15 protein-coding genes are annotated in these 25,197 nt (G+C 33.1%); all 15 read left to right on the top strand.

What is annotated here, in order from left to right; all coding sequences use genetic code 11:
• The first annotated feature begins 24 nt into the window (after positions 1-24).
• From ACKTTR_RS13800 to ACKTTR_RS13730, 15 genes are read left to right on the top strand one after another with little or no spacing between them, the layout of a single operon-like run.
• The gene (locus ACKTTR_RS13800) at positions 25-1,956 is read left to right on the top strand and encodes a phage tail sheath family protein (RefSeq protein ID WP_408028392.1); all 1,932 of its coding nucleotides are present in this window, start codon (positions 25-27) and stop codon (positions 1,954-1,956) included.
• A 44-nt stretch (positions 1,957-2,000) separates the two neighbouring features.
• A complete protein-coding gene (locus ACKTTR_RS13795) occupies positions 2,001-2,447 on the top strand; it encodes a phage tail protein (protein ID WP_047790305.1) in 447 nt (148 codons plus the stop codon).
• Positions 2,447-2,884 (top strand): phage tail protein, encoded by a 438-nt coding sequence (locus ACKTTR_RS13790; RefSeq protein ID WP_099215620.1) that lies wholly within the window; start codon positions 2,447-2,449, stop codon positions 2,882-2,884. The genes ACKTTR_RS13795 and ACKTTR_RS13790 overlap by 1 nt, the downstream gene beginning before the upstream one ends.
• 1 nt (position 2,885) lies before the next feature.
• Positions 2,886-3,047: a DUF5908 family protein gene (locus tag ACKTTR_RS13785; RefSeq protein ID WP_408028391.1), complete on the top strand. Its 162-nt coding sequence runs from the start codon at positions 2,886-2,888 to the stop codon at positions 3,045-3,047.
• Positions 3,047-3,733, top strand: a complete 687-nt coding sequence (locus ACKTTR_RS13780) for a CIS tube protein (protein WP_408028390.1) — start codon at positions 3,047-3,049, stop codon at positions 3,731-3,733. The genes ACKTTR_RS13785 and ACKTTR_RS13780 overlap by 1 nt, the downstream gene beginning before the upstream one ends.
• Positions 3,734-5,479 carry a type VI secretion system tip protein VgrG gene (vgrG, locus tag ACKTTR_RS13775; protein ID WP_408028389.1) on the top strand — a complete coding sequence of 582 codons (1,746 nt, stop codon included), beginning with the start codon at positions 3,734-3,736 and terminating at the stop codon, positions 5,477-5,479.
• Between the two features lie 4 nt (positions 5,480-5,483).
• Positions 5,484-5,774, top strand: a complete 291-nt coding sequence (locus ACKTTR_RS13770) for a PAAR domain-containing protein (protein ID WP_173359354.1) — start codon at positions 5,484-5,486, stop codon at positions 5,772-5,774.
• A 2-nt stretch (positions 5,775-5,776) separates the two neighbouring features.
• Positions 5,777-6,190 (top strand): GPW/gp25 family protein, encoded by a 414-nt coding sequence (locus ACKTTR_RS13765; RefSeq protein WP_408028388.1) that lies wholly within the window; start codon positions 5,777-5,779, stop codon positions 6,188-6,190.
• Between the two features lie 8 nt (positions 6,191-6,198).
• On the top strand, positions 6,199-9,372 hold the full coding sequence (locus ACKTTR_RS13760) for a baseplate J/gp47 family protein (protein WP_408028387.1): 3,174 nt from the start codon (positions 6,199-6,201) through the stop codon (positions 9,370-9,372).
• Positions 9,360-12,098 (top strand): hypothetical protein, encoded by a 2,739-nt coding sequence (locus ACKTTR_RS13755; RefSeq protein WP_408028386.1) that lies wholly within the window; start codon positions 9,360-9,362, stop codon positions 12,096-12,098. The genes ACKTTR_RS13760 and ACKTTR_RS13755 overlap by 13 nt, the downstream gene beginning before the upstream one ends.
• Before the next feature lie 45 nt (positions 12,099-12,143).
• Positions 12,144-17,246: a hypothetical protein gene (locus tag ACKTTR_RS13750; RefSeq protein ID WP_408028385.1), complete on the top strand. Its 5,103-nt coding sequence runs from the start codon at positions 12,144-12,146 to the stop codon at positions 17,244-17,246.
• Positions 17,246-19,021 carry a contractile injection system tape measure protein gene (locus ACKTTR_RS13745; protein ID WP_408028384.1) on the top strand — a complete coding sequence of 592 codons (1,776 nt, stop codon included), beginning with the start codon at positions 17,246-17,248 and terminating at the stop codon, positions 19,019-19,021. The genes ACKTTR_RS13750 and ACKTTR_RS13745 overlap by 1 nt, the downstream gene beginning before the upstream one ends.
• 24 nt (positions 19,022-19,045) lie before the next feature.
• Positions 19,046-20,104: an eCIS core domain-containing protein gene (locus tag ACKTTR_RS13740; RefSeq protein ID WP_408028383.1), complete on the top strand. Its 1,059-nt coding sequence runs from the start codon at positions 19,046-19,048 to the stop codon at positions 20,102-20,104.
• Positions 20,105-20,150: 46 nt separating this feature from the next.
• Positions 20,151-24,509 carry an eCIS core domain-containing protein gene (locus tag ACKTTR_RS13735; protein ID WP_408028382.1) on the top strand — a complete coding sequence of 1,453 codons (4,359 nt, stop codon included), beginning with the start codon at positions 20,151-20,153 and terminating at the stop codon, positions 24,507-24,509.
• A complete protein-coding gene (locus ACKTTR_RS13730; protein WP_408028381.1) occupies positions 24,502-25,197 on the top strand; it encodes a hypothetical protein in 696 nt (231 codons plus the stop codon). The genes ACKTTR_RS13735 and ACKTTR_RS13730 overlap by 8 nt, the downstream gene beginning before the upstream one ends.

The raw sequence follows: 25,197 nt of genomic DNA, 5'->3' as shown, positions 1-25,197 counted from the left end.
AATTAAAATTTAAAACAAGTAATTATGTCAGCGTACAAAACACCAGGAGTCTACGTAGAGGAAATTGTAAAGTTTCCCCCATCGGTAGCTCAAGTAGAAACAGCAATTCCAGCTTTTATTGGTTATACCGAGAGAGCTAAAAAGAAAGAGAATAACGACCTACTGTTAGAACCAACAAGAATAACGTCAATGTTAGATTACGAAACGTATTTCGGTTATGCAAGACAGGAAACAAGTATTGGAGTTAATGTGTCAAATGCAAACCAAGCTAATGAGGAAGTAATTGTAACTGCACCAAGTATCCCATCTCCTTTTAAGATGTATTATCATATGCAAATGTATTTCGCCAATGGAGGAGGTCCTTGTTACATCGTATCTGTAAACACCTATGAAGATGACAGTAACAACGAAAATAGTATTTCTTTCGACGAATTGAAAGATGGATTAGATAAAGTAGCCTATGTGGATGAAGTAACCTTACTTACATTCCCGGACGGAACATCGTTGGCGTCAGATACTGATTTTTATAGTTTATATGCATCAGCACTTACCCAATGTAATAAATTACAAGATCGCTTTACCATTATTGATACTTATTCAGATAAAGAATATGATGATGGAGGAGGGGATGTAGATCCAGTAGAAGCGCTAAGGGATAAAATTTCTTTAGGAAAAGACTACTTAAAATACGGGGCAGCATATTACCCTTTCTTAAATACAATTCTAGACTACTCTTATGATGAAGATAGCATTGAAATAGAAGGATTAGATGAAAGTTTATCTGTACAAGCGGAAGAAGTAATAGATGGAATTGACTTAACAGAATTAGAAAGTCTGTTAACAGCGTTGGTTGACACAAAAAATAATATTGATGGAGCAGGTAATGAAGTAGCATTGTCATTTAAAAAAGATGCCATTTCCAATGTTAAAAATATTGTTGGTTATTTAGAAAATATAACTTCATCAATTAACGATTTGATTTCTGCTGCAGAAGATTCAGAAGAAGCTTCTTTAGCAACACCAAGTGAGGATATGACAACTTGGATGGATGCTAATTTAGAAGCCATTTTGGCCGATTTACATGCTAAGCTATTTAAGTTACAACAAGACGACACAGAAGGAAAGTTAATGGGTAGTTTAACTTCTAATGCTACAAACGTATATGACCTATTAGGCATTACTGATGAAGCTGATATGACTAATAATGGAATCTATACCACTTTGGAAGATCAAAAAAGCACCGATGAATTATTTGTCTTAAAAGGAGCTATCGACGCTTTAGGAGGAGTTACAACCTTACCTTCATTAGCAGATTTAAAAACAGAAAACAACGCACTGTATAACAAAATAAAGTTAGAAATAGGGTTGTTACCAGTAAAATTAGCACCTAGTGCGACAATGGCAGGAATTTATGCTAAAGTTGACGCCGATAGAGGTGTATGGAAAGCACCAGCTAATGTAGGGTTGAATTATGTGTATGCACCGTCAGTAAACATATCACATGACGAACAAAAAGGCTTAAATGTAGATACAGTTGCAGGAAAATCAATCAATGCGATTAGATCATTTGTAGGAAAAGGAAACCTTGTATGGGGTGCAAGAACCCTTGCAGGAAACGACAACGAATGGAGATATGTATCTGTAAGACGTTTCTTCAACATGGCAGAAGAGTCAATCAAAAAAGCATCAGAACAGTTTGTTTTTGAACCTAATGATAAAAACACTTGGGTACGTGTAAAAGCAATGATAGACAACTTCTTAACACAACAATGGAGAGCGGGAGCCCTTGCAGGTCCTACACCAGAAAAAGCATTTTATGTAAGTGTTGGTTTAGGAGAAACCATGACTGCTCAAGATGTTTTAGAAGGAAATATGATCATAGAAATTGGTATGGCAGTAGTACGTCCAGCTGAATTTATCATACTTAAATTCTCTCATAAAATGCAAGAAGCATAAGTAAACTAACTAACCAAAAAAATATAAATAAAAAATAAAGAATCATGGCAGAATCATATCCAATGCCAAAGTTTTCCTTCGAGGTAACCTTTGGTGATACGAAATTTAATTGTACAGAAGTATCAGGGTTAAGTTTTGATAATAAAGTAATAGAATATCGTGGAGGAGCAGATAAAGAATACCACAAATCAAAACAACCAGGATTATTCGAATATAGTAACATTACTATGAAGAGAGGAACCTTCGTAGATGAAAGTAAACAGTTTTACAAGCAATGGGCTAAAACAGTTTATTTCCAAGAAGGAGGAGAGCAGTTTAGAGGAGATTTAACCATCAAATTATTAGATGAGACTGGACAACCAGCTGTAGTATGGGAAGCTCAGAATGCTTATATCACTAAAGTACAGCCTACAGACTTAAAAGCTGATGGTAATGAAATAGCCATTGAAACTGCTGAGTGGGCAATTGAGAAGCTTAAAATGTCATCGTAATGAGCTATCATCCACCAGTAGGATTTAGTTTTAAAGTAGAGTTTGAAGATATTCCAACTTCAAGCGGCGACAATTCATTTCAATCAGTTTCAGGTCTTTCGGTAGACCTTGAAACTGAAGAAATAGCCGAAGGAGGAGAAAATAGATTCAAGCATAAAATACCGGTACGTTCCAAATATCCAAATTTAGTGTTGAAAAGAGGGATGCTTGTCGATTCAGAAGTAATTAAGTGGTGTAAAAAAGCCTTAGTCAATTTTGAGATACAACCTATAAATATCAATGTAATGTTATTAGGTGAAGACGAACAAGCCATACAAACTTGGAATGTAAAACATGCATACCCTGTAAAATGGAATGTAGGAGACTTTAATGCTGAAGAAAGTAAACTGGTTATTGAGACACTTGAATTAACCTATAATTATTTTAAAATAGTATAAGATGCCTATTACTATCAAAGAATTACATATCAAGATTAACGTGGATGAAAAATCAGAATCACAAGGAAAAACAAGTGGATCAAAAAAAGGAAATACGGCAGCTATAGTTTCAGCATGTGTGGAAGAAGTAATGGATATTCTTGAAAGACAAAAACAACGATAATGAGTCAAGGAGAGTTAAAAAAATTAGTAATAAAGGCGTATTCTGACGATAAATTTAAGGAGGAAGTAGCCAATGGAGAATTTACAACACTTATAAACCCAGAAAAGTATATGGTTGCGTATAAGCCAGAATATACTGAAGAGCAAGGGCAAGGTACAAGTGGTTCTCAACCTAAGTTTACAAGAATACTTCCTCAAGAATTAGATTTAGACTTGCTATTTGATAGTAGTGGAGCCATTGATGGTAAAAGTGATTTAAAAGATGGAATCATAGATAAAATAGAAGCATTTAAAAAAATTGTTTTTGAATACAAAGGAGAGGAGCACAAACCCAACTATTTAATGATTAAATGGGGAGCTCTCCTTTTTAAAGGCTCTTTAGTCGATCTTTCTATTGAATATAAATTGTTTGCACCAGATGGAACACCATTACGTGCCAATGCAAAACTTAAGGTAAAAGGTACTATTGATGATGATTTACGAGTAGCAAGAGAAAATAATCAATCACCAGATTTAACACATTATCGTAAAGTAAAATCAGGAGATACTTTGCCACTTATGTGTCATCGTATCTATGGAGACCCAAAGTATTATTTAGAAGTAGCTCGTGTTAATAAAATAATGCAGTTCAGAAAATTGCAACCTGGGCAAGAAATTTTTTTTCCACCCTTACAAAAATTCGCATAAATGAATAATACAGGAACCATACAAACTTCAAAAAGTGCCGATTTAGTCACTTTTAAAATCTTGATTGAAGGAGAAGAACTCTCGAAACAATACGAGGTGAAAAATATTACTGTTTCGAAAGAAGTAAATAAAATACCAATGGCTCAAATTGTTTTATTAGATGGTGAAGCTTCAGAGAGAGATTTTAAATTAAGTAATGAAGAGTTATTAATTCCTGGAAAAGAAATTGAAATTACTGCAGGATACCATTCTGATGAAGAAACCATTTTTAAAGGAATTGTTATTAAGCATAATTTAAGAATTAGAGCCAGTTCAGCACAGTTAATTGTTGAATGTAAAGATGAAGCGGTAAAGATGACCGTAGGTAGAAAAAGCAAATACTTCTATGAAAGTACCGATAGTGACATTTTTGAAGAAATTATAGGAAAATATGGCTTGTCTAAAGAGGTAGAAGCAACCAATTATAATCATGCAGAATTAGTACAATACAATGCTTCAGATTGGGATTTTGTGGTTTCAAGAGCACAAGCAAATGGGAAATTGTGTTTTATAGATGATGGAACGATAACCATAGCTAAACCCAATGTAAGTCAGTCAGAAATAGAAACTGTAACTTTTGGAGGATCCTTATTAGACTTTGATGCAGAAATTGATGCACGTCATCAAGTAAAAAAAGTAGCTGCCTATAGCTGGAATCATGCCGATCAAGAAGTAATCGAAATTGAAGGAAAAGATCCAAATGTAAGTTTAAACGGAAACTTATCGGTTTCAGATTTAAACAAAACTATTGGCTTAGAAAGTATGGAATTACGACATGGTGGTGCTGTAACGGATACTGAATTACAAGATTGGGCAGATGCTAAATGGTTATTTCAACAACTAGCAAAAGTAAGAGGTAGAGTAAAGTTTCAAGGAATTCCATCGGTAAAACCAAACACCATTTTAAAACTAGAAGGTGTAGGAGACCGATTTAACGGAAATGTATATGTAACAGGAGTTCAGCATGTAATTTCAGGAGGGAATTGGGTTGTCAATGCTCAGTTTGGATTGTCAACAGAGTGGTTTTCTGAAACCTTTGAAATATCTGCGAAACCAGCTTCAGGGTTATTACCAGCCATTCAAGGCTTACAAGTAGGAATTGTTTCTCAATTAGAAGAAGATCCAGATGGAGAAGATAGAATTCTAGTACAAATTCCAATTGTAAATAACGAAGAAGAAGGTATTTGGTGTAGAGTAGCTTCACCGGATGCAGGAGAAAACAGAGGTATTTTTTTCCGTCCAGAAATAGGAGATGAGGTCATTGTAGGATTCATCAATCAAGACCCTAATGATGCTATTGTTTTGGGAATGTTACACAGTAGTGCAAAACCATCACCAATAACAGCAACAGACGACAATCATGAAAAAGGAATCATTACCAGAAGCGAAATGAAAGTGTTGTTTGATGATGATAAAAAAATAATCACTATTGAAACACCCGCAGGAAAAATTATTTCGCTGGATGAAGATGAAGGAGCAATAACAATTGAAGATGACAACTCTAATATAATTACGATAAACAGCGATGGGATATCAATGGAAAGTGCAGGAGATATTTCATTAAAAGCGTCAGGAGATGTAAATATTGAAGGAACTAATGTCAGCATAGCAGCCAATGCCGAGTTTAAAGCAGAAGGTAGTGCTGGAGCAGAAGTTTCAACAAGTGCTATAGCTGTTTTAAAAGGCTCATTAGTTCAAATAAATTAAAAAAATGGGAAATCCAGCAGCAAGAATAACAGACATGCATGTATGCCCAATGGTAACAGGAACGGTTCCTCACGTTGGAGGACCAATTTTACCAGCAGGAGAACCTACCGTATTAATTGGAGGGTTACCAGCAGCTAGAGTAGGTGATATGGCTACTTGTACAGGACCACCAGATAGTATAGTGGCTGGATCAGGAACCGTATTGATAGGTGGAATGCCAGCTGCAAGAATGGGAGATAGTACATCACACGGAGGTACCATCGTACTAGGAGAACCAACAGTTTTAATAGGATAATAATGGAAAATAAAAAAGCATTTTTAGGAATAGGTTGGGATTTTCCGCCAGAGTTTTCAAAAGATCTAAGTGAAGTCATTATGATTTCTGAAGATGAAGACATTAAAAGTAGTTTAGAAATACTGTTAACTACTCGATTAGGAGAACGCGTTATGCTACCTAACTATGGTTGCAATTTGCAAGAGCTTCTTTTTGAAAAGTTAGATAGAACTCTAATAACCTATGCCAAAGATTTAATAGAAACAGCAATTTTATATCACGAACCTCGAATAGATGTTATTCATATTGATGTTTCAGAAACAGATCCTTTAGAAGGAATGTTGATTATAAAAATTGAATATAGAATTAGAGCTACTAATAGTAGAACCAATGTGGTTTTTCCTTTCTATAAAGGGGAAGGAACCGATATAAACTAAGATACATTATGAGTAAAATCATTTCTAACATATTACAACGAAACGGAACAGGACAAGAGCTGCGTTATATTGAAGCGTTAAATCCTGAAAATTTCGAACTTCACGATTTTACCATAGAAGATTGGATATTGTTTGCCTATAATTTTGCCAAAAAGCTCAATTATTTTCCTACAGAAAATCACGAAGTGGCTTCAGGAGATTGGCAACATTTTTTCAAAAAGCTAACTACTGAAAATATTCCTTTTAGAGGAACAAGAGAGTACAATAAGTTAAAAGAAAGTATTAAGGCAATTCTTGAGGGATATACCGAAGAAGGGAAATTAAGTCCGCACTTAACTTTATTTGTATGTTTTTTAAAGTTATTAGAACTTTCAAAAGAACGGTTTAACAACTTAACTAAACGTCACTTAGACTTTTACTACAAAGAAATACTTCAAGTTCAAAAAAGAGAGCCCATTCCTGATCAAGCACATGTAATTTTTGAACTAGCTAAAAAAATAACGGATGAACGAATAGAGGAAGGAACTTTATTAGATGCGAAAAAAGACAGTCTTGGTAATCCGTTAGTATACGAAACAGAAGAAGAGTTAATTGTCAATAAAGCATCAGTAGGAGCTATAAAAACAGTTTATAATAACAACACAGCAGAATTAAAAAAGATAAAAGCAAGTAAGGTAGCAAATACGAAAGATGGAATTGAAGAGGAATTACCAGAAGATGCTCCATATTGGTATCCTTTTGGATATCCAGCAAGTGAAAAGAATGCTACTGAGTTAGCAGATGCTGAACTTGGGTTTTCCATTGCTTCACCAATGTTGTGGTTACAAGAAGGAGATAGAACAGTAACAGTTACAATTAAATTTAAAAACAATTTTGAAGCGTCGTCTTTTGAGGTAAGTGAATTAATCCCAACCATTCAACTTTTTGGAAGTGGAAATGAAAAATGGATAACACTAAGGTTAACTGCCATTAACTATGTAAACGAAGGTAATTTGGAAATTACCAACGAAGTAAGTTTTACATTCACATTAGGACTTGATTCAGAAGCGTTGGTAGCATATAATGAAGAGTTTTTACTTAAAAAATATAATACATCACATCCATTAGTTCGTTTTGTTTTTGATGTTTCCAACACGAATGGATACGATTTTTATAGGTTGTTGGCAGGGAATACACTTGAAAAAGTAACTATAAAAACAGATGTTAAAGGAGTAAAATCAGCAACCGTTGAAAATGATAATGGAGCGGTAAGAACCAAAAAACCATTTCATCCTTTCACAACACGTCCTATTGAAGGGTCGAATTTTACTGTGGATTATAACGAAGCTTTTTCGAAAAAATGGAAAGATTTTACAGTAAACCTCCGTTGGAAAAATACTCCAGAAGATTTTAAAGATTGGTATCAAGCGTATGTATCATCATCTAATAATTTATCAGTAAATAGTTATGTTGCCGCACTTGGAGATGATACGAATAAAATAGTTACTGGTGAAGGTTATTTTAAAGTAGAAAAACGATTGTTACATGCTGCAGGAGAAGCTAAAGAGACTATTGGAGAAATAGTAAAACTTTTTAAAAAAGAGGTTGTTGAAGACGGAGACAATGAAGAGGTATTTTACACAGCTGTTTTTACAGCAACAAATTCAGGAAATTCATATGAAATTGATAAGGCAGGACCTTTACAATTATCATTACAGCAATCATTTTTTCACGAATTATATCCTAAATTATATGCATTAGCAGTTAGTTCAAGAAGCAGACTTATTAACCTTCCTAATGAACCCTATACACCTTTGGTGGAATCTATTTCTGTGGATTATACAGCAGAAGAAAGCATAGTAATGAAAGAAATGAATTTGGAAGGGAATCGCATTCAATTGTTTCATGAACATCCTTTTGGGCAACACGAAGAAAACTATGCGGAGAAAAAGTATCTTCAAGAAGAAAAAGAAATTATAGATGTATTTGATAAAGATACCATTCAAACTTTTTTGGTACCTAAATACTGTTTAGGAGGACATTTATTTTTAGGAATAGAAAACTTAGAACCTCAACAAAACCTATCCTTACTAGTTCAGGTGTTAGAAGGAAGTGAAAACCCGCTAGTAGAAAGTTTTGAAGAGAATGAAAAAATCCAATGGTCAATTCTTTGCAGCAATAAATGGAAAACGCTTGAGAATAATATCATTGCAAACAATACCGATAATTTCTTAAAATCAGGAATTGTTAAATTCTCAATTCCTAAAGAAGCAACGAATGATAATACTTTATTACCATCAGGCTATACTTGGATTAGAGCCCAGATGAATAAGTCATATGATGCAGTATGTAAAGCAATTGGAATTCATGCTCAAGCAGTATTGGCTACCTTCAAAAATAACGATAATGAGGTAAGCCATTTAAAAAACGGGTTGCCTAGTGAGACCATCAAAAAAATGGTGACACGCATTCCGCAAATTAAATCGGTTTCGCAGCCATACAATGCATTTGGTGGAAGTACAGAAGAATCTGACGCCAATTTTTATAGAAGAATAAGCGAGCGATTACGTCACAAAAACAGAGCTATAACTTTATGGGATTACGAACACTTAATCCTTCAAGAGTTTCCAGAAATTTATAAAGTGAAGTGTTTAAATCATACTTCAGAAACAAGTTTTACTGCAGCTGGTCATGTTACTTTGATTGTGGTACCAGATACCGTAAATAAGAATGTATTTGATATTTATCAACCAAGGGTTAGCAAAGCTACTTTAAACAGTGTTACTACCTATATTAATTCTTTAAACACCTTGCATGTAAATGCTGAGGTTATCAATCCTAATTATGAAGAAGTAACGATTGGGTTAGAGGTTAGTTTTTATGAAGGATATGATGAGAATTTCTATACCGAACAACTAAAAACAGACATTACAAAGTTTCTATCTCCTTGGGCGTTTGATGAGACCAAAGAAGTAACCTTCGGAATAATGTTACATAAAAGTGTCTTAATTGATTACTTAGAAAAACTGCCTTATGTAGATTATTTGCAAAATGTAACGATGAATGAGGATGCTAATGTGTATAAAATAGAACCAAGTGATCCAAAATCAATATTAGTATCAGCAAAGAAGCATAATGTAAGTACAGTGTTAACCACTTGTAAAGGAACCAAAAAAATCATAGAACAAACATGTCAGCTATAAACGAACATATCAATATTCCGAAGAATATATCTACCAAAGACGATTTAGATTTTTCTTTTTTAAGAAAAGAAGGAATTTCTTACTTAGAAACATTTGGAGGTAAGTTATGGACTGACTTCAATTCGCACGATCCTGGAGTAACTATTTTAGAAATGTTGTGTTATGCTATTACCGATTTAGGAATGCGTATCAATACACCACTAGAAGATTTATTAGCATCTAAAGATCCGAATTTATCACTACAAGCACAGTTTTATAAAGCATCAGAAATTTTTCCAACAAAACCAGTCAATGAATTAGATTATAGAAAGTTGTTTATTGATTTAGAAGGAGTAAAAAACTGTTGGCTGCGAATTTATGATAAACAAGTATTTGTTGATTGTAAGAATAACAAATTAAGCTATAAAAAGTTTGAAGGTATTTTACCAGAGTTTCAAAAAGACTTTAAGTTAAAGGGACTGTATTCATTATTGGTTGATTTAGAAGAGGGTTATACAAGAGAGCAGGTTTTTCCGAATATCAAAACAGCTTATCATAAAAACAGGAACTTATGTGAAGACTTAATAGAAATAAAAGAAGTAGACACTCAACCGATAGCTATCTGTGCGAATGTTGATGTAATTCCTGAAGCAGACGAAGAATGGGTATACGCTAATATTTTATTCCAAATAGAAAACTACCTATCACCATCTTTAAAGTTCTATTCAATCCAACAAATGTTAGGTAAGGGGTATACAACCGATGAGGTGTTTGATGGTCCGGTATTAACAAAAGGATTTATAGATACAGAAGAACTTAAAAAAGCTGAATTAAGAAAAGAAGTACGTCTTTCTGATGTGATGAAAATCATCATGAATATTGACGGAGTAAAGCTAATTAAAGATATTTCTGTAGGATTTTGTGATGAAAACATTGTTCAAGAAAATAAATGGGTGGTTTGTATTGATCCAGATAAAAAACCTGTGTTATGTGAAAAGAGCACTTTTAATTTTAGCAAAGGATTTCTTCCGTTAAACTTAAATTACAACAGAGTAGATGAGTATTTAAAACAATTAAAAGAAGACGAAATTGAATCGCAACAAATAGCAGATGAAGATAAGGTTTTATCGTTGCCAAAAGGAAGTTCTATAGAAGCTAACGAGTACACCACTATTCAAAATGATTTCCCAGATACTTACGGAATTGGTCAAGAAGGATTAGCTGTACATGTTACCAATGAAAGGAAAGCAAAAGCAAAACAATTAAAAGCCTATTTAACGTTTTTCGATCAAATCTTAGCGAGCTATTTCAAGCATTTATCAGAAGTAAGAACGTTACTTTCTGTTAGTGGACAAGAAACACGCACTTTTTTCACACAAGCTGTTCAAGATATTAAAGATTTCGATGAACTCGTTAGTGAATATCCACAATCTGACAATGATGAATTAACAAAGCTATTGCTTAATCAGTTTGATAATAATGTGGAACGCAGAAATTCTATTTTAGATCATTTATTAGCTCGTTTTGCAGAACGATTTGGAGAATACACATTTATTATGAAAGCGTTGTATGGAACAGCTACCGATGAAATTGTGCTATCAAATAAAGAAGCCTTTTTAAAGGATTATAAAGTAATAAGTAGTGAAAGAGGAGTAGCTTTTAACTATTACAAACAACCCCAAGAAAATTTATGGGACACAAATAATGTATCAGGATTTCAAAAACGTACAGCACGTTTAATGGGGATTGCTAATGAGAAGCGAAGACACTTAACAGAAACCAATGTAGAAATATACGAACTAACAGACAGTGATGATCACACAGTATATAGATGGAGGTTGAGAGATAATGAAGGAAACATACTTTTATCTGCTACTGAAAATTATGCGAAAGTAGCTTTCGCTATTGAAGAATTGTATTTCGCAGTATTACAGGTTGTACAAACTAAAGAAAGAGACATAGAAAAAGCTTTTCAGAATGGGCTTGTAGATAATATGCAAGTAGGATTTATAAGAATTCATAAATCTACTCCTTCCAAACCATCCATTCCTGTTAAATACTCTTTCGATGTAATTGACCCAGAGCAACCAGTTAGTAGTTCCAATTATATCATAGCCAAACAGTACAAATATTATGCTAACATCAATGATTTGAAAGAAGCATTATTGGAGGTGATTTCTTTTCTAAAAAAAGATTTCACTGAAGAAGGGATGTTTTTAGTTGAACATATGCTATTGCGTCCAGATGTTACCGATAATGAAGCAGAAAATTTCTTGCCTATTTGTGCAAAAGACTGTGAAGATTGCGGAACTATTGATCCGTATTCTTACAGAATAAGTATCGTTTTGCCAGGATATACTTATCGTTTTTCAAACCCAGATTTTAGACGCTATATGGAAGATGTTATCAGACAAGAACTTCCTGCACATGTTTTACCAAGAATTTGTTGGGTAGGAGAACGAAAAGGAATTGTACCTGATAATGAAAATGACTTGTTACAGTTCGAAAACTCTTATAAAGAGTATTTGTTCGCTAAAACAAATCTAGAGCAAGAACAACCAACAGAAAATGGTGAATTACAAAATTTAATACACGCAATGCATCAGCTAAATACAATTTATCCGGTAGGAAGATTAACTGATTGTAGTGCAGAGGATGAAGCCCTAGACGGAAGAATCATTTTAAATCAATCCAGTATAGGAAGCATTGGAGCAGAAAAAGAAAATAATAACGAAGAAAACTCATAAAAATAGTACGTGTTTATTTATTAACACAGCCAAAACATAATACGTATGGAAACGACTAACCTAAAACTAAAAGAAATTACAACTGAATATAGTAAGTTTAATGCCAATCAAGTATTAACAGAAACACAATTAAACACATTTATTGATTATTTCGATGATCAAAACCGTTTATCGAGGTTAGGTTTGAGTGGTGTTGGTCTGGTTTGTGGTTTTAAAGTAACTCCTCAGTTTACTATAGATAAAGCTGCTGTTACAAGTATTGAAATAACGCAAGGAACTTCGGTAACTACTGATGGAGATTTAGTTCAGTTTTTTGATTTAATAGAAGAAAATTTACAATCAAAAACATTTTCATTCTATAAAAAGTTTGAAGACACTGATGGTAATTATGAGCGTTTTAAAGATTCTCAAGAAAAACAGTACAACTTATGGGAATTACATACGGAAGAAGATGAGTCGCACACCAATTTAGTTGAGTTTCCTGAGATACAAAAAATGGCTGTTTTGTTGTACTTAGAGCAGTACTCGAATGAAGATGAATTGTGTAGTAAGTTGACATGTGATAATCAAGGTATCGAACAAATTAATAAGCTGCGAGTATTACTTATTAGCGTTGAAGATTTAGAAGCAATTACAACAAAGGATACTATATTTTTAAAGCATAATTGGTATAAAATTAATGACGAGTTACCTATTGTAGAAGCAAAAAGAGTCGTATTAAATGAAAATAACACACAAACATTTACAGAATTAAAAGCACAGTTTGATAATGTTGTTAAAGATGAAAGTGTTAGTGTAGATTTAATAAAAGGATTTGATGCTATATTTTCAAAGTTTCAAAAACCCTCAATAGCTACTAAAATAAAATCATTATTTAGTTTTAGTTCTTTGGCTGTTCCATTAGATTTTCAATATCGATATGATGTTATAAAAGACTTGCTAGATACTTACAATGAGATTAAAGAACTACTTCTTCACATAAACGTAAACTGTTGTCCAAACATAGGTGCTTTTCCAAAGCATATCATGCTGGGAAAATTGAAACAAACAGAAGATTATCCAGAATTACGTCACCGATTTTATAAATCAACTATTGTAGGTCATGAAAATGAAAACCTTCAAAAAGTACAATTGTTAATTAATAGAGCAATTGCAATGGTGAATAGTTATATAGGAAAAACAAAGTCTGAAGAAGTTATTATCACGCCATCACAAGCACATACTCCTTTAAGCGATAAAGCAATTCCTTTTTATTACAATGTTTCTTCACAGTTTTTAAAGAATTGGGACTTTAACAAAACAAAAAACTACAGAGCAAATCAAAACTTAAGTTATCATAAAGAGAACCTTTCAAACTCCTTAGCAATTCAAAAACCATTATCATACAATATTGATAAAAATGATTTTTACAGAATTGAAGGACATCAAGGAAAAATGTATAGAGATGCCTTAGCAAAAATCTTAAAACTTAAAAAAGACAACGGGTTAAGTTTTGATGTTAAAACACTTTCTATTAATGCAGTTGAACAAAAAATAAATATAAATAATTACGAATGTGAATTTGAAGACTTAAAAATGTTGTTGAACGCATGGAGAGCTGAACAGAATTGCATTTTATCAGAAGTAAGTAAAACATTTTCAGCATTCAAATTAACTAATCCAAAAGTTAATACAGTAGTAGATAGTGTAGTTAATTATAAAGACAAAATAAATGTTTTAGAAAGAGATCTCATAAAAGAAGAAATTCCATTAGTAAAAGAATACGTAAGTAGAATGGATTTACTTTCTAAAGAGGCAAGTGTTAAAGAAGATTTTACATACAAGTATGATATCGGAACCAAAGAATATAATAGATTTTTAGAGGAAGAAAATATAGTTAAAGAGAGTTTAACAAAAGAGGAAGATTCGATAGGTTTTTTGATTGACCGAGTAATTGATAAAAACAAAGACGGATCAGCAAGCGATATTATTTACGAGTTAAATAGAGAAACGGAATTCTTAAAAGAAAAAGAAGTCTGGAAGGAAGAACCAACGTTGAGTGATTTTATTTTAACAGATCTTACTGAAACGTTAGTACACACGTACATTTTAGATACAAAAATTCCATTACATATAAGAGATATTGATAGCCTTGTATTAACGAATTATAAACTAACCATAGCAGAACTATGTAAAAAGGTAAAAAAACTACAAGCAAAGTATAACAGTACTTCATTAGAGTTATCAACCAAACAGATTTTAGGCCTATTAATTAACCAGTTATCAATTGTTTGTTGCTCTGGAAAAAAGTTAGAAACATTACTTGCAGAAATAGATAAAAGGACGAAAAAAATTTTAGAAAGAATTCAGCTTTCAGAGTTTGTAAAACAACACCCAGGTCTTGAACATAAAGCAGGAGTTGTTCCAGGAGGAACCTTTGTAATGGTATACGTAACAGAAAACGCAGCAGATAAAAATACATTTGATAATGTAGTGTTAGATGTTGTATTTAAAAATCAGCCTATATTATCAGATACAGGGATTATAAAAGATGAATTTTCAGCTTCAAAAGAAATCTTATTAGATAAAGAAACATTATACAAAAATGGTGGAGTTATTAATTTATGGGATAAAAGCTCAAGTATTAATTTTTCATTTGTAGATAGAAGTTACTTTAACTTAGAAAATAGATTGTTTTCTGAACAAGACGTTGTTTTAGTAGGAAAAACATTAGTCGAAACAGTAAGCAATTTTACAGCGTTCTTAAACAGAACTTGGTTTAGAGCAGGTGTATCTAAAATTCTTAATGCAGAAGAAACTACAATGTATAAAGATGGTTCTGTAGGGATGCGTATTACTATCAAAGATCATTTAGTACCTAAAGGCGAATACTTTTTCCAGATCTATAATCCTATTGTTTTAGAAACTACCAAACGTTTATATTTTGACGAAAATGAAGTGATTAGTGAAAACGAAACACTAAAAAATACAGTAGTAGCAGATTTTTCTTTGCCCTATATGTGTTGTTCAGACTGTGCACCAGTAAATTTCATAATCCCTAAAGAACCACCATTTTTAAGTTTACCAGTAAGTACTATATGTTTGAAAAAAGAGACTGTAATTGAACCTTTAATTTTTACTGTGAGACCTGTGGATGGAGAAGTGAAAGCAATTGCTCCAGAAGGAGTAACAACTGGAGTGTTTAAAGATCCAGAAGATGAAAAATGGAAAATAGATGTTACTAAAATTGACAAAAGTCTATTAGGTAAACCTATGAAGTTTACAGTAAACGATGAACCTACCGATTGTGAACTTATTGTATATCCAGCATTAGAGTTGTTGGTTGAAGTAGAACAACCTATAGAATATAATGATGATAAATCACAAGCAAGAGTAACATATGTGTTGCATTGGAAAGACACTGATTTTGTTAATACTGATTTCTTTGCAAGTATCAAGTATTCTTGGGATTTCATGGGAGATGGTACAAGAGTAGAACGTACGCCAATAAACAATAAAGTCTTTCAGAAATATATATTGCCAATTGATGATATAAACAATGAGGTAACCCCGGCATTAACAATTTCATTGGGTCCATGCTCAAAAGAAGTCCCTATAAAACCCATAAAATTTGATACGCTAACACCATCAGAACTAGCCATACGACCAAAATATTGCTTGGATTTTGGTAAAGAAGAGGAGGCAAGAATTCCATTTACCAATGTAAACGGAACCATAACCATAGCAGGAGGTACTATTGAAGGAGTAACCATTGAAAATAATGAATTGGTAATTGATGTAGCCACTTTTAAAAGCTACGATCAAACCATTGAGTTTTTAGAAGACGGACAACCCACCAATGCGCGAATCACGATTCATGAAGTGAAACAAATAAGCATTACAGAACGAAGCGAATCAAGATATATATGGAAAGACGGACAGTTGTTCTATGAAGCAGCTTTCGAGGCAATACTTCCAGAAGATGTAAAACCAGAAGGATTAAAATTCAATTGGAGTGTAAATAACATTGAGTCGGAGACAGAGTTGTTTAATCCCCAGTTACTAGTAAAAGAAGGTGTTGGGAATTCATACACAATAAAGTTAATAGTTACTGATGGCAACGGATGTTTTTCTAAAGCAGATTTTACAAAGAATATAACCTTCCCTGAATTTACAATAAGCTTACCAAATACCACTTTTTGCTTAAGTGATAAAGAATCTTATCCTGTTGTAGTAAGACCACAATTTGAAGGGGTGCAACTTACAGGTGGAAATGTAAAGTTTAATGAAGAAATAAAATTATGGGAGTTTGTACCAGCCAATTCAGGATTAACAGATTCAGGTACTGTAAGTATAAGTCTTGTAGGAACTTTTGTTACACAGACTATTAATTTAACAGCAACACCACAAGCAAGCTTTACTCATAGTTTTGATCCAGAAACTAGAATATTATCATTAACAAATACTTCAGAAAAAGGAGACAAGTATGTTTGGGTAATTAATGGAGTTGAAAGAGAACCTCAAATAAATAGAACAACAATAACAGAAGACCTAAGCAATTTTGATGGAGACTTAGTAAAAGTCTCTTTAACGGTAGCAAGTAAGTGTGGAGAGAACACATCAACAGAAGTTATAGAAATAGGGAAAATACAAGATAAAACCTGTGAGGAAATAACAAAAGGAGAAATAGACAATTACTATAGATTGAATAAATTTAGTATGAATGATGGAGTTGTTGGGAGTAAGGTTAACATGACTGTAGTAGTTCCTACAAATGATGTATATACAAAAATAATAGACGATGAAAGTAACTCTTATTTAATGGGAGAAAACAACAATCAATTAACTGAACTGTTTTTAGATTTATTAAATAATACATGGATGCTTTCTTTACAGGATACTGATAACAGAACTTTACTTGTAAAATATTATAAAGCACAGGTAAGATTATTCTTTAATATTCTTCATTGTCAAAAACAAACAGTTTTAGAGTCAGATGAAATCAGACAAGATATTCAAGATTTATTGGCAGAAATTAATACAGGGTTTACTGAAGGACAAATAAAAAAAGAAGAAGCTTTATTAGAGTTTTTAAGAAAATGTTCAGTAGAAATTCAAGCCGAATACATTTCTAAGTTTATAAAAGAAAACTTAATACAAACCGTATAATGATTGCCAAAGAACATACCGTTCAAAAAGTATTTGTTGAGGTAAATACGAAAAGTAAAAAAGTAGCTGATGAGTATAAAAACTCTATAGAGAGTTTTTTACAAGAAGAAGTATTTCCAGAAATTGAAAAATACTTTAACTCTCAGGAGGTTGACAATGAGTTGTGTATTCAACAAGTAGAAAATGTGAATATTGAAGTAGAGATATCAAGTAGTAATAAATCTATAAACGATAGCAGTACAAAGAGAGAAATAAAAGAACAACTTATAACAAAGCTAAAAGCAATTTTCAAAGCTCCAGAACTACATGAGGTAGCTATAAAAAAGGTTACTACATCAGAATCTAAATTAAATACCTTTTTTCACTTTTTAGAAAACGGTACAACAGCTTGGTGGAATCAAAAAGAAGAGAAAAGTTTTACAAAAAAGATATTGTTTGAAATAACTGAAAGCCAATTTTTTGAAGAACGTTTTTTAAAGTCTTTGAGAAACCCAACTCAAAAGAACCGATTGATTCAGCAGTTTAAATCTGAAGAATTACAAATACTGTTCTTAGGAGTTTTCAATAAACCAGAGGGGTATGAGGCTTTCCTATCAACGATCAAAAAGTTTGATTTTAAGAATTATGAGATAAAGAACAGCGTGTGGGAGTTTTTTATCAAAGCGACAATTAACGGTGATTTTTCAAGAGTAGTAAATGAAGTTCAAGAAGAAATAGAGATATGCAAAAGTACAAAGGCTTTTAATTCTTCAAAAAATCTAACTCAATTTTTACAAGAGCTAACTTCTCAAGAAAGAATATTTAGAAGTCAGTTTAATAGTAAAGAACAGAAAGGGTTAAAAGAGAAAAAAGAAGGAAGTAGTATTGAGGTTGTCAATAAAGAGTTTATAGGTAAAAAAGAAGAAAAAAAATCAAATGTAAGTATTGATAAACTAGATGAAGTAGGGGTCAAAAAAAATCAAAACAAAGCAGAAGAATTAACTCTTCCAAAGAATGAATCAAGTAAATCTAATTCACAAAAAACTCCTGAAAAAGTAGATAAACAAAACAAAAAAGAAGTCTTAAAGAAGAAAACATCATCAAAAGAAAAAAGTAAAGAAGTAAAAGAAGAATTAAGAATAAAAATGCAAGCGAAAAGTAAGAATCCTTATGAAGGTAAAGGAGTAAACTTAAAAACGGAGAAAATTACTGACGACCAAAAGAGAGCTGAATATAAAAGGAGACATCAAGAAGCGTTAAAAAACACTTTCTCAAGTAAAAAAGAAGTTGTAAGTGAGCCTAAATCACATCTTATAAGAAACGCTGGATTAATTTTATTACACCCCTTTTTAAAACAGTTTTTCAATTCATGTGGTTTTTTAGATAAAGAGAATAAAATTATCAAGCCTAATGAAGCAGTTCATTTACTACATTATGTAGCAACTAAAAAAGAACAACAGTTTGAAAACAATTTAATTTTCGAAAAGTTTTTGTGCAACCTACCAATACAAAGTTCTATTGAAAGAAATATAGTATTGAGTGATGAGCTTAAAGAAAAGTCAGAAGAATTGTTAAGCGCAGTACTTCAAAATTGGTCAATTTTAAAAAACTCTTCAAATGACCTATTGCGTAATGAGTATTTACAAAGAGAAGGAAAGCTAGACTTAACTAAGGATAATCCTACGCTAACAGTTGAAAGAAAAACACAAGATATCTTATTAGATACCAAATTACCATGGAATTTAAGTTTATGTAAACTTCCTTGGATGAAGGAATTAATCTTTACGAATTGGTAAAATATAATTAAAACTTTAGAAGTCATGTTTAAAAGAGATAAAAAACCAGAAGCTAATAACGTTCAAGCAAAGGATAAAAAAAAGGATTTGTTTATTCAACCAAAGCTAGCGTTTGGAAAAAAAGGAGATCAATATGAAGTTGAAGCAGATAAAATGGCTGATAAAGTTGTAGGAAATAATAATGAAGTTAATTCAATACAAAAAAAAGAAAATGAAGAAGAGATTCAGCAAAAACCATTAGCTTCTGAAGTAAGCTCTCTTGTACAAAAAGTAGAAGCGTCAGAAGAAGAACAACCCGTTCAAAAGATGGAGGAAGAAGAAGCGGTACAAAGCAAAGAAGAGGAAGAAGCAGTACAAGCCAAGTGTGACGATTGTGAAAAAGAAGAACAAGTACAAAAACAAGAAGAAGAGGAAGTGGTACAATCAAAATCAGAAAATAGCAGTTCAACAAATAATTCTACTTCATTTGAAGGTAAATTAAGAGGAGGAAAAGGAGGCCAAAAAATGGATGGACAAACCAGAAGTGAAATGGAGTCAGGTTTTGGAGCTGATTTTAACCATGTAAACATTCACAACGATTCAGAAGCAGCACAAATGAGTCAAGAAATAGGAGCACAAGCGTTTACTCATGGAAACGATATTTATTTTAACGAAGGAAAATACAATCCAAACTCCAAAGAAGGAAAACATTTGTTAGCGCACGAGTTAACACATACAATTCAACAAACAAAAACAATACAGAAGCAATCAGGAGGATCAGGAGGGTTTAACAGTACTATATCTATTAGACATAGATATTTAAAGTCGCGAGAATTTCAGGTCTCAAATGGTAGTGTGACTTTGACAAGTAATGCACAATGGGATAGAGGTGCAGGTAATTGTGGTTCAGGGAATTATTGGGTTGTTTTACATGAAAAAGGAATAATATATGATTCCAGTTATGACGAAAAAACATTCTCTGTAACTCGATCAAATACAGCTAATTGGAGTAGTTTGCCAGATGGGACTTACTATATTACATTTCATGTCCCCAATACTAATCCACATTGTGTTTTACAAGGGGATGTAAGTGTAAGGACATAAAAAATAATATTACCTAAAAATTTAAAAAGACAAACTAGATAAAAATATGTTTTCACCAAAGATCCAGCATACAACAAAGCCAACTTCTTCGAAACCAAATGGAGGAGGGAGCTTTATTCAACCTAAATTAAATGTTGGGAAACCAGGTGATAAATATGAGGTTGAGGCAGATAAAGCTGCTGACGAAATAGTAGCTAAGGGAAAAGAAACTCCAAACTCTTTTTTCGCACCAACTGTTCAAAAGAAAAACGAAGAAGAGGTTCAAAAACAAGAATCAAACGGGCAAGAAATTCAGCAAAAACCTTTAGTTGACTCCATAAGCCCTGTAGTACAATTAAAATCAGATGATAATCTTCAAAAGCAAGAAGAAGAATTACAACAAAAAGAAGAGGAAGATGTGCAGAAATCTCCCGAAGAGGAAGTTCAAACAAAAAAAGAGGCATCAGAAATACCATCTGTAGGAGAGGGGATTCAGCAACAAACTGAAGAAGATATTCAAGAAAAAGAAGAGGAAGACATTCAGGAAAAAGAGGAAGAAGAAATTCAACAATTACAAATGTCAGGTGGAGATGAAAACTCTTCATTAGAAAGTAATTTGAGTAACTCAAAAGGAGGAGGAATTCCGTTAGGTACAGATACTAGAAATGAAATGGAATCGGGTTTTGGAGCGGATTTTAGTGGTGTGCGTGTTCATAACGATAGCAATGCCGTTCAAATGAATAGGGAGTTGGGTTCTGAAGCATTTACCAACGGGAATAATATTTATTTTAACGAAGGAAAATACAATCCAACTTCTGAATCTGGAAAACATTTGTTAGCACACGAGTTAACTCATACAGTACAGCAAGGAGCATCACCTACTTCAAATAGTGTTCAAAAATCAGAAGGAGAAACAGCTACCGTAACTTTAGTAGCTCCTACCGAAGCAGTAGATATCACGAATGGATTACAGTTGTCTGATGATTGGTTAGCGTATATAGAACAAGAATCAAGAACACGAAATTTTGATGTAAATGTTAAAATAGGAACACAATTCGAAGGAACGATTAAAATCAAAAAGTTAGGAAGACCAGCAGAAGGAGAATCACAAAAATTTGAACTTTCAAATAGGAGAAGAAATAATCATTTAGATGTCCGTGGAATGTCGTTTTTAAATCCTTTGAGAGATGCTGGTGTATTTCCTGTATTAGTATTAAATAGGTTTGGAGAAGAACAAAATACCACGGGTTTTTTAAGTATTCGAACAGGAGAGAACGTTTTTACTAGGGATGCACTAGGGATTATCCATAAAATTAATGAAAATCTTGAGGCAATGAGCTTTTTAGGCTTGAGTCCTATTGAAGTTGCAGAAGGCTTAGAAAACAGATTTGAAAATGGTGGGTTAAACTTTAGAGCAAACAATTTATCAGCAAATATAGATGGCTATATAGAAGCTACAGGTAGTTTAGGAATTACAGATTCTAATTTAAGTTTTGAGCTTAATTCTACCGTAGATATTGCTGGTTTGGCTTCTGGAGAGTTTAATGTAGCAAGAGGAGCCGATGGAAAGTTAAGTGGACAAGCTAATATTGCTGCTGATATAGCGAATGTAAGTGCTTCCTTAACTATAGAATACGATGATGGTGCAGTAACTATTCAAGGTACAGGTAGAATGAATTCAGATAAATTCTCTGGAGAAATTACCTTGTTGGTAACCGATGCAACTCGATCTAGGCAAATGATGCATGCTGCGTTAGGGGTAGAAAGTATGGATCAAGAAGCAGAAGCTCCAGCTCAAGAGCAAGCACCCGTTCCAAAAACAAAAGATAACCAAGTTTTAGCTGGCTGGGGTGAGGTACAAGCAACCATTACACCATGGTTAGAAGGGACTGCTAAAATAGGAATTGATAATGAAGGACACGTAACCATTGTAGGCGAAATAGTGGTTCCAGATGAGATTGAGCTGATGGAGCAACGCGGTAAGAAAGTAGATATTTTCCAAGTTGAAATAAGAGCAGGATATGGTATACCATTGGTAGGACAAGTATTTTTATTTGCAAGTATAGGAATGTTTGCCAATGCTGGTTTTGGACCTTTAGTACTTAAAAATGTTGGTTTTACAGGAACTTATTCTACAGATCCATCCGTATTACAAGAGTTTAGCATTACAGGAACGTTAGGAATCAATGCTTTTGCAGTACTTGGTTTAGAAGCAGAGGCAGGAGTGGGGGTTACGTTGATAGGGCACGATGTAAAAGCAGGGGTAAATGTTACAGCAGCAGCAGGGTTAAGAGCCTATGCAGAAGCGACACCAACTTTTGAATATAAAGAAGAAGCTTCTCCAGAAGGAGGAAAAGTAGGAGAATCAAGATTAAAAGGGCATTTTGAAGCAGCTGCTCAGTTGTTTTTACAACTATCAGGAGCCTTATTTTATGAATTGGATAGCCCTTGGTGGTCACCAGCACCTGATGGTAGAGAAGAATTCCCATTAGGAGAAGTGCAGTACCCAATAGGAGACAGCATAGGTATTGGAGCTGATGTAGATTGGTTAGTTGGAGGAGAAGAGCCACCAGAATTAAAAATGTCTCCTGTAGAGTTTGATCCAGACAAGTTTACAGCTGATGTGATGGCGGATCCACCTCCACGAACGATGGGTGATAGTGAATCAAATCCTGATGGAGAATGGCAAGGAGAAAATCCTAATAGCAGTCAAAATGAAAATCCTGAAATTACAGGAGAAGGAGAAGGATTACCACCAGGAAGAAGAGAAGAAGATTTAAGCAATCTTTCAGAAGAGCAAAAATATATGCGTGCTTTAGATGAATTGTCTCAAATGGAAAATGCCAATCCGAAACCTACTATTGGAGTAGTAGAAGATAAAATCAATACGGTGAAACGCAGATATGGTATCCGTAGAATTCAAACCAGAAACGAAGAAGCTGAAAGAGTAGCTATTTATGTAGAACATGGAGAAGAAAATAATGGAAGACATTTATTACAAATACCATTAATGAGTGAGGCGGAACGTTTGAGAATACTAGAAGAAGCTTTACAAGATTTGAGAAGAAAAGAGAGTCGTGCTGCTAATGAAGATGGGACTATGGAAGAATCTGCTGCAGATTCTATGTTACAATTATGGAAAAGAGAACATCTTGTTATTGAGAATGTAAGAGTTGTAGACGGAGGTAATACTTGGGATTATTTTATTGATTATGGGAATGAAAGTAAAACGGAAACGGGTAAAATAAAATCAAGTAGTTCTGATGAACAAGGAGTTGAAGAGAATGGAGGAAATACAAACTCAGAAGCAGTAGAAAGTATAATAGGTATGTCTAAATCTATTAACGTAGATGGAGGCCACACGTTAAAAATAGAAGGAACAATAGAAAGGGTAGAAATTAATGTTTATAGTGAAAAACAAACTTTAAACGGACTACTTAATGATAAGAGACAAGAGATTCACGAAAATCGTGAATCTGATTCAGAATATGAAGCTAAGTCGAGAGCAATAGAAAACTTGTTCAATGAGAAAAGAGTATTAGGAACCAATATTGGTGCTTATAAAAGAGCAGTAGATAATGCTTACACAGCAGGTCATGGTAATGAACCGATAAGAAGTGCATATAATTTAATAGTGACAAATTTAACTAACATAGCTGCTGATTTAGTAATAATAGGTGTTCTTGAGCATACAATTGAACTCCCAATTTCTCGAGTTTCTTTTGAAACAGACAGTAAGGGTAGAGCATATATATTAAGAGCAGCGCCATTATCTAAAATACCGGGGAATACTAGAGGATCTACGCCTACGCAAGACCCACAAGGATGGACTAATATTCCAGTTTCTTTGAGAAGAAGTGGGGCGTGGGTAAGAGCTCATATGTTGAATCATAGATTACATGGACCAGGGACTAGAGAAAATCTTTTTCCAGGGACTAGAGATATGAATTTAAGAGACATGGAGAATCAAGTAGAACATTTTGCTAAAGAAGCAGTTTGGGACAATAATCAAGTTATTTACTACAATGTAGATGTTTCTTATGGTAATACAGGTGTATTTGAAGATATACCAACTATAGTGGTAATGAGTTTTGGACCTTATAATACAGAGACGAATTTACCAGAAAGTCCTACAAAAACAAAAAGGTTTACCCAAGCACCTCCAACAACAAGTGTAAAAGTTACAATAAATGAGTCAAGTTCTGGAGCTTTGAATTCAAAAGCTCTAGCCGAAGGAGGTAGTAATGGAACAGGTTTATCAGGTTTTTTTGACAGGTTAGTTAGTGGAAGACCATCAGGAGGATACCAAAATATAGTACAGGTAAGATCTGTTGTTTCGGCACTATATACTAATCAAGATGCATTTATGGCTGCCTTTACTAAGTTTAATAATTTAATTAATACAAATGTTTTAGAATATGATTAACATCAAAGAATTGTTTTTATTTAAAATGTTAGAAGAGGTTGGTTATGCTTTTGAACATGGAGTTAGTATAAAAACACCAGTAACATACGCGTTGCCTTCTCACAAAATAGAGAATATTCAATTGGATATACCTAAAGGTTTAATTGATTTTTATGAGCAAACATCAAAGTTAGAACTTTTGTGGGAGTTACAGAATACAGAAGAAAATACAAAACAGTTTAAAGAAAATAAGTATTTAAAAGAAAAATACTTCGAAAATAATTACGATTGGAGTGTTGTACATGAGTATTTAAGTGGATTTATAAATATAACTAAAGTAGAAGATGTATTTAATCCGATTTTTTGTAAAGAGCAAGGATATTACTATACATTATCCAAATTGGAAGAAAATCAAGATGATTTTTATCCTTTTGATATCTGTTGGAGTGTAACAGCCTGTTTAAAAAAAGAAGGAAATAAAATAGTAGATAATATATGGATAGTTCATACAGATGCAAACGCTATTTATAATATGAAAATTACCATAGAAGAATATTTAAATCTTGCATATCAAGCTAAAGCACTCCATTATTGGCAGCTAATATATTTATTTAAAGAGAAGTCAGAATATTTCGAATTAATGAAACGGTTTTTACCAAAAATACTACCTCACATCAAATTGGATTTAAAACCTTTTGGAATAGAGTAA

It is taken from the genome of Tenacibaculum litoreum (assembly GCF_964513915.1).
GTDB lineage: Bacteria > Bacteroidota > Bacteroidia > Flavobacteriales > Flavobacteriaceae > Polaribacter > Polaribacter litoreum.
The sequence above is the reverse complement of the archived record's forward strand: the minus strand, read 5'-3'. Positions and strand labels throughout refer to the sequence as shown.

What these genes read in the sequence shown, in the direction of transcription:
- ACKTTR_RS13795 (WP_047790305.1), top strand. Translation starts at nt 2,001, where the DNA reads ATGGCAGAATCATATCCAATGCCAAAGTTTTCCTTCGAGGTAACCTTT.
- ACKTTR_RS13760 (WP_408028387.1), top strand. Translation starts at nt 6,199, where the DNA reads ATGAGTAAAATCATTTCTAACATATTACAACGAAACGGAACAGGACAA.
- ACKTTR_RS13785 (WP_408028391.1), top strand. Translation starts at nt 2,886, where the DNA reads ATGCCTATTACTATCAAAGAATTACATATCAAGATTAACGTGGATGAA.
- ACKTTR_RS13770 (WP_173359354.1), top strand. Translation starts at nt 5,484, where the DNA reads ATGGGAAATCCAGCAGCAAGAATAACAGACATGCATGTATGCCCAATG.
- ACKTTR_RS13790 (WP_099215620.1), top strand. Translation starts at nt 2,447, where the DNA reads ATGAGCTATCATCCACCAGTAGGATTTAGTTTTAAAGTAGAGTTTGAA.
- ACKTTR_RS13765 (WP_408028388.1), top strand. Translation starts at nt 5,777, where the DNA reads ATGGAAAATAAAAAAGCATTTTTAGGAATAGGTTGGGATTTTCCGCCA.
- ACKTTR_RS13780 (WP_408028390.1), top strand. Translation starts at nt 3,047, where the DNA reads ATGAGTCAAGGAGAGTTAAAAAAATTAGTAATAAAGGCGTATTCTGAC.
- ACKTTR_RS13750 (WP_408028385.1), top strand. Translation starts at nt 12,144, where the DNA reads ATGGAAACGACTAACCTAAAACTAAAAGAAATTACAACTGAATATAGT.
- ACKTTR_RS13740 (WP_408028383.1), top strand. Translation starts at nt 19,046, where the DNA reads ATGTTTAAAAGAGATAAAAAACCAGAAGCTAATAACGTTCAAGCAAAG.
- ACKTTR_RS13735 (WP_408028382.1), top strand. Translation starts at nt 20,151, where the DNA reads ATGTTTTCACCAAAGATCCAGCATACAACAAAGCCAACTTCTTCGAAA.
- ACKTTR_RS13755 (WP_408028386.1), top strand. Translation starts at nt 9,360, where the DNA reads ATGTCAGCTATAAACGAACATATCAATATTCCGAAGAATATATCTACC.
- ACKTTR_RS13745 (WP_408028384.1), top strand. Translation starts at nt 17,246, where the DNA reads ATGATTGCCAAAGAACATACCGTTCAAAAAGTATTTGTTGAGGTAAAT.
- ACKTTR_RS13730 (WP_408028381.1), top strand. Translation starts at nt 24,502, where the DNA reads ATGATTAACATCAAAGAATTGTTTTTATTTAAAATGTTAGAAGAGGTT.
- ACKTTR_RS13800 (WP_408028392.1), top strand. Translation starts at nt 25, where the DNA reads ATGTCAGCGTACAAAACACCAGGAGTCTACGTAGAGGAAATTGTAAAG.
- vgrG (WP_408028389.1), top strand. Translation starts at nt 3,734, where the DNA reads ATGAATAATACAGGAACCATACAAACTTCAAAAAGTGCCGATTTAGTC.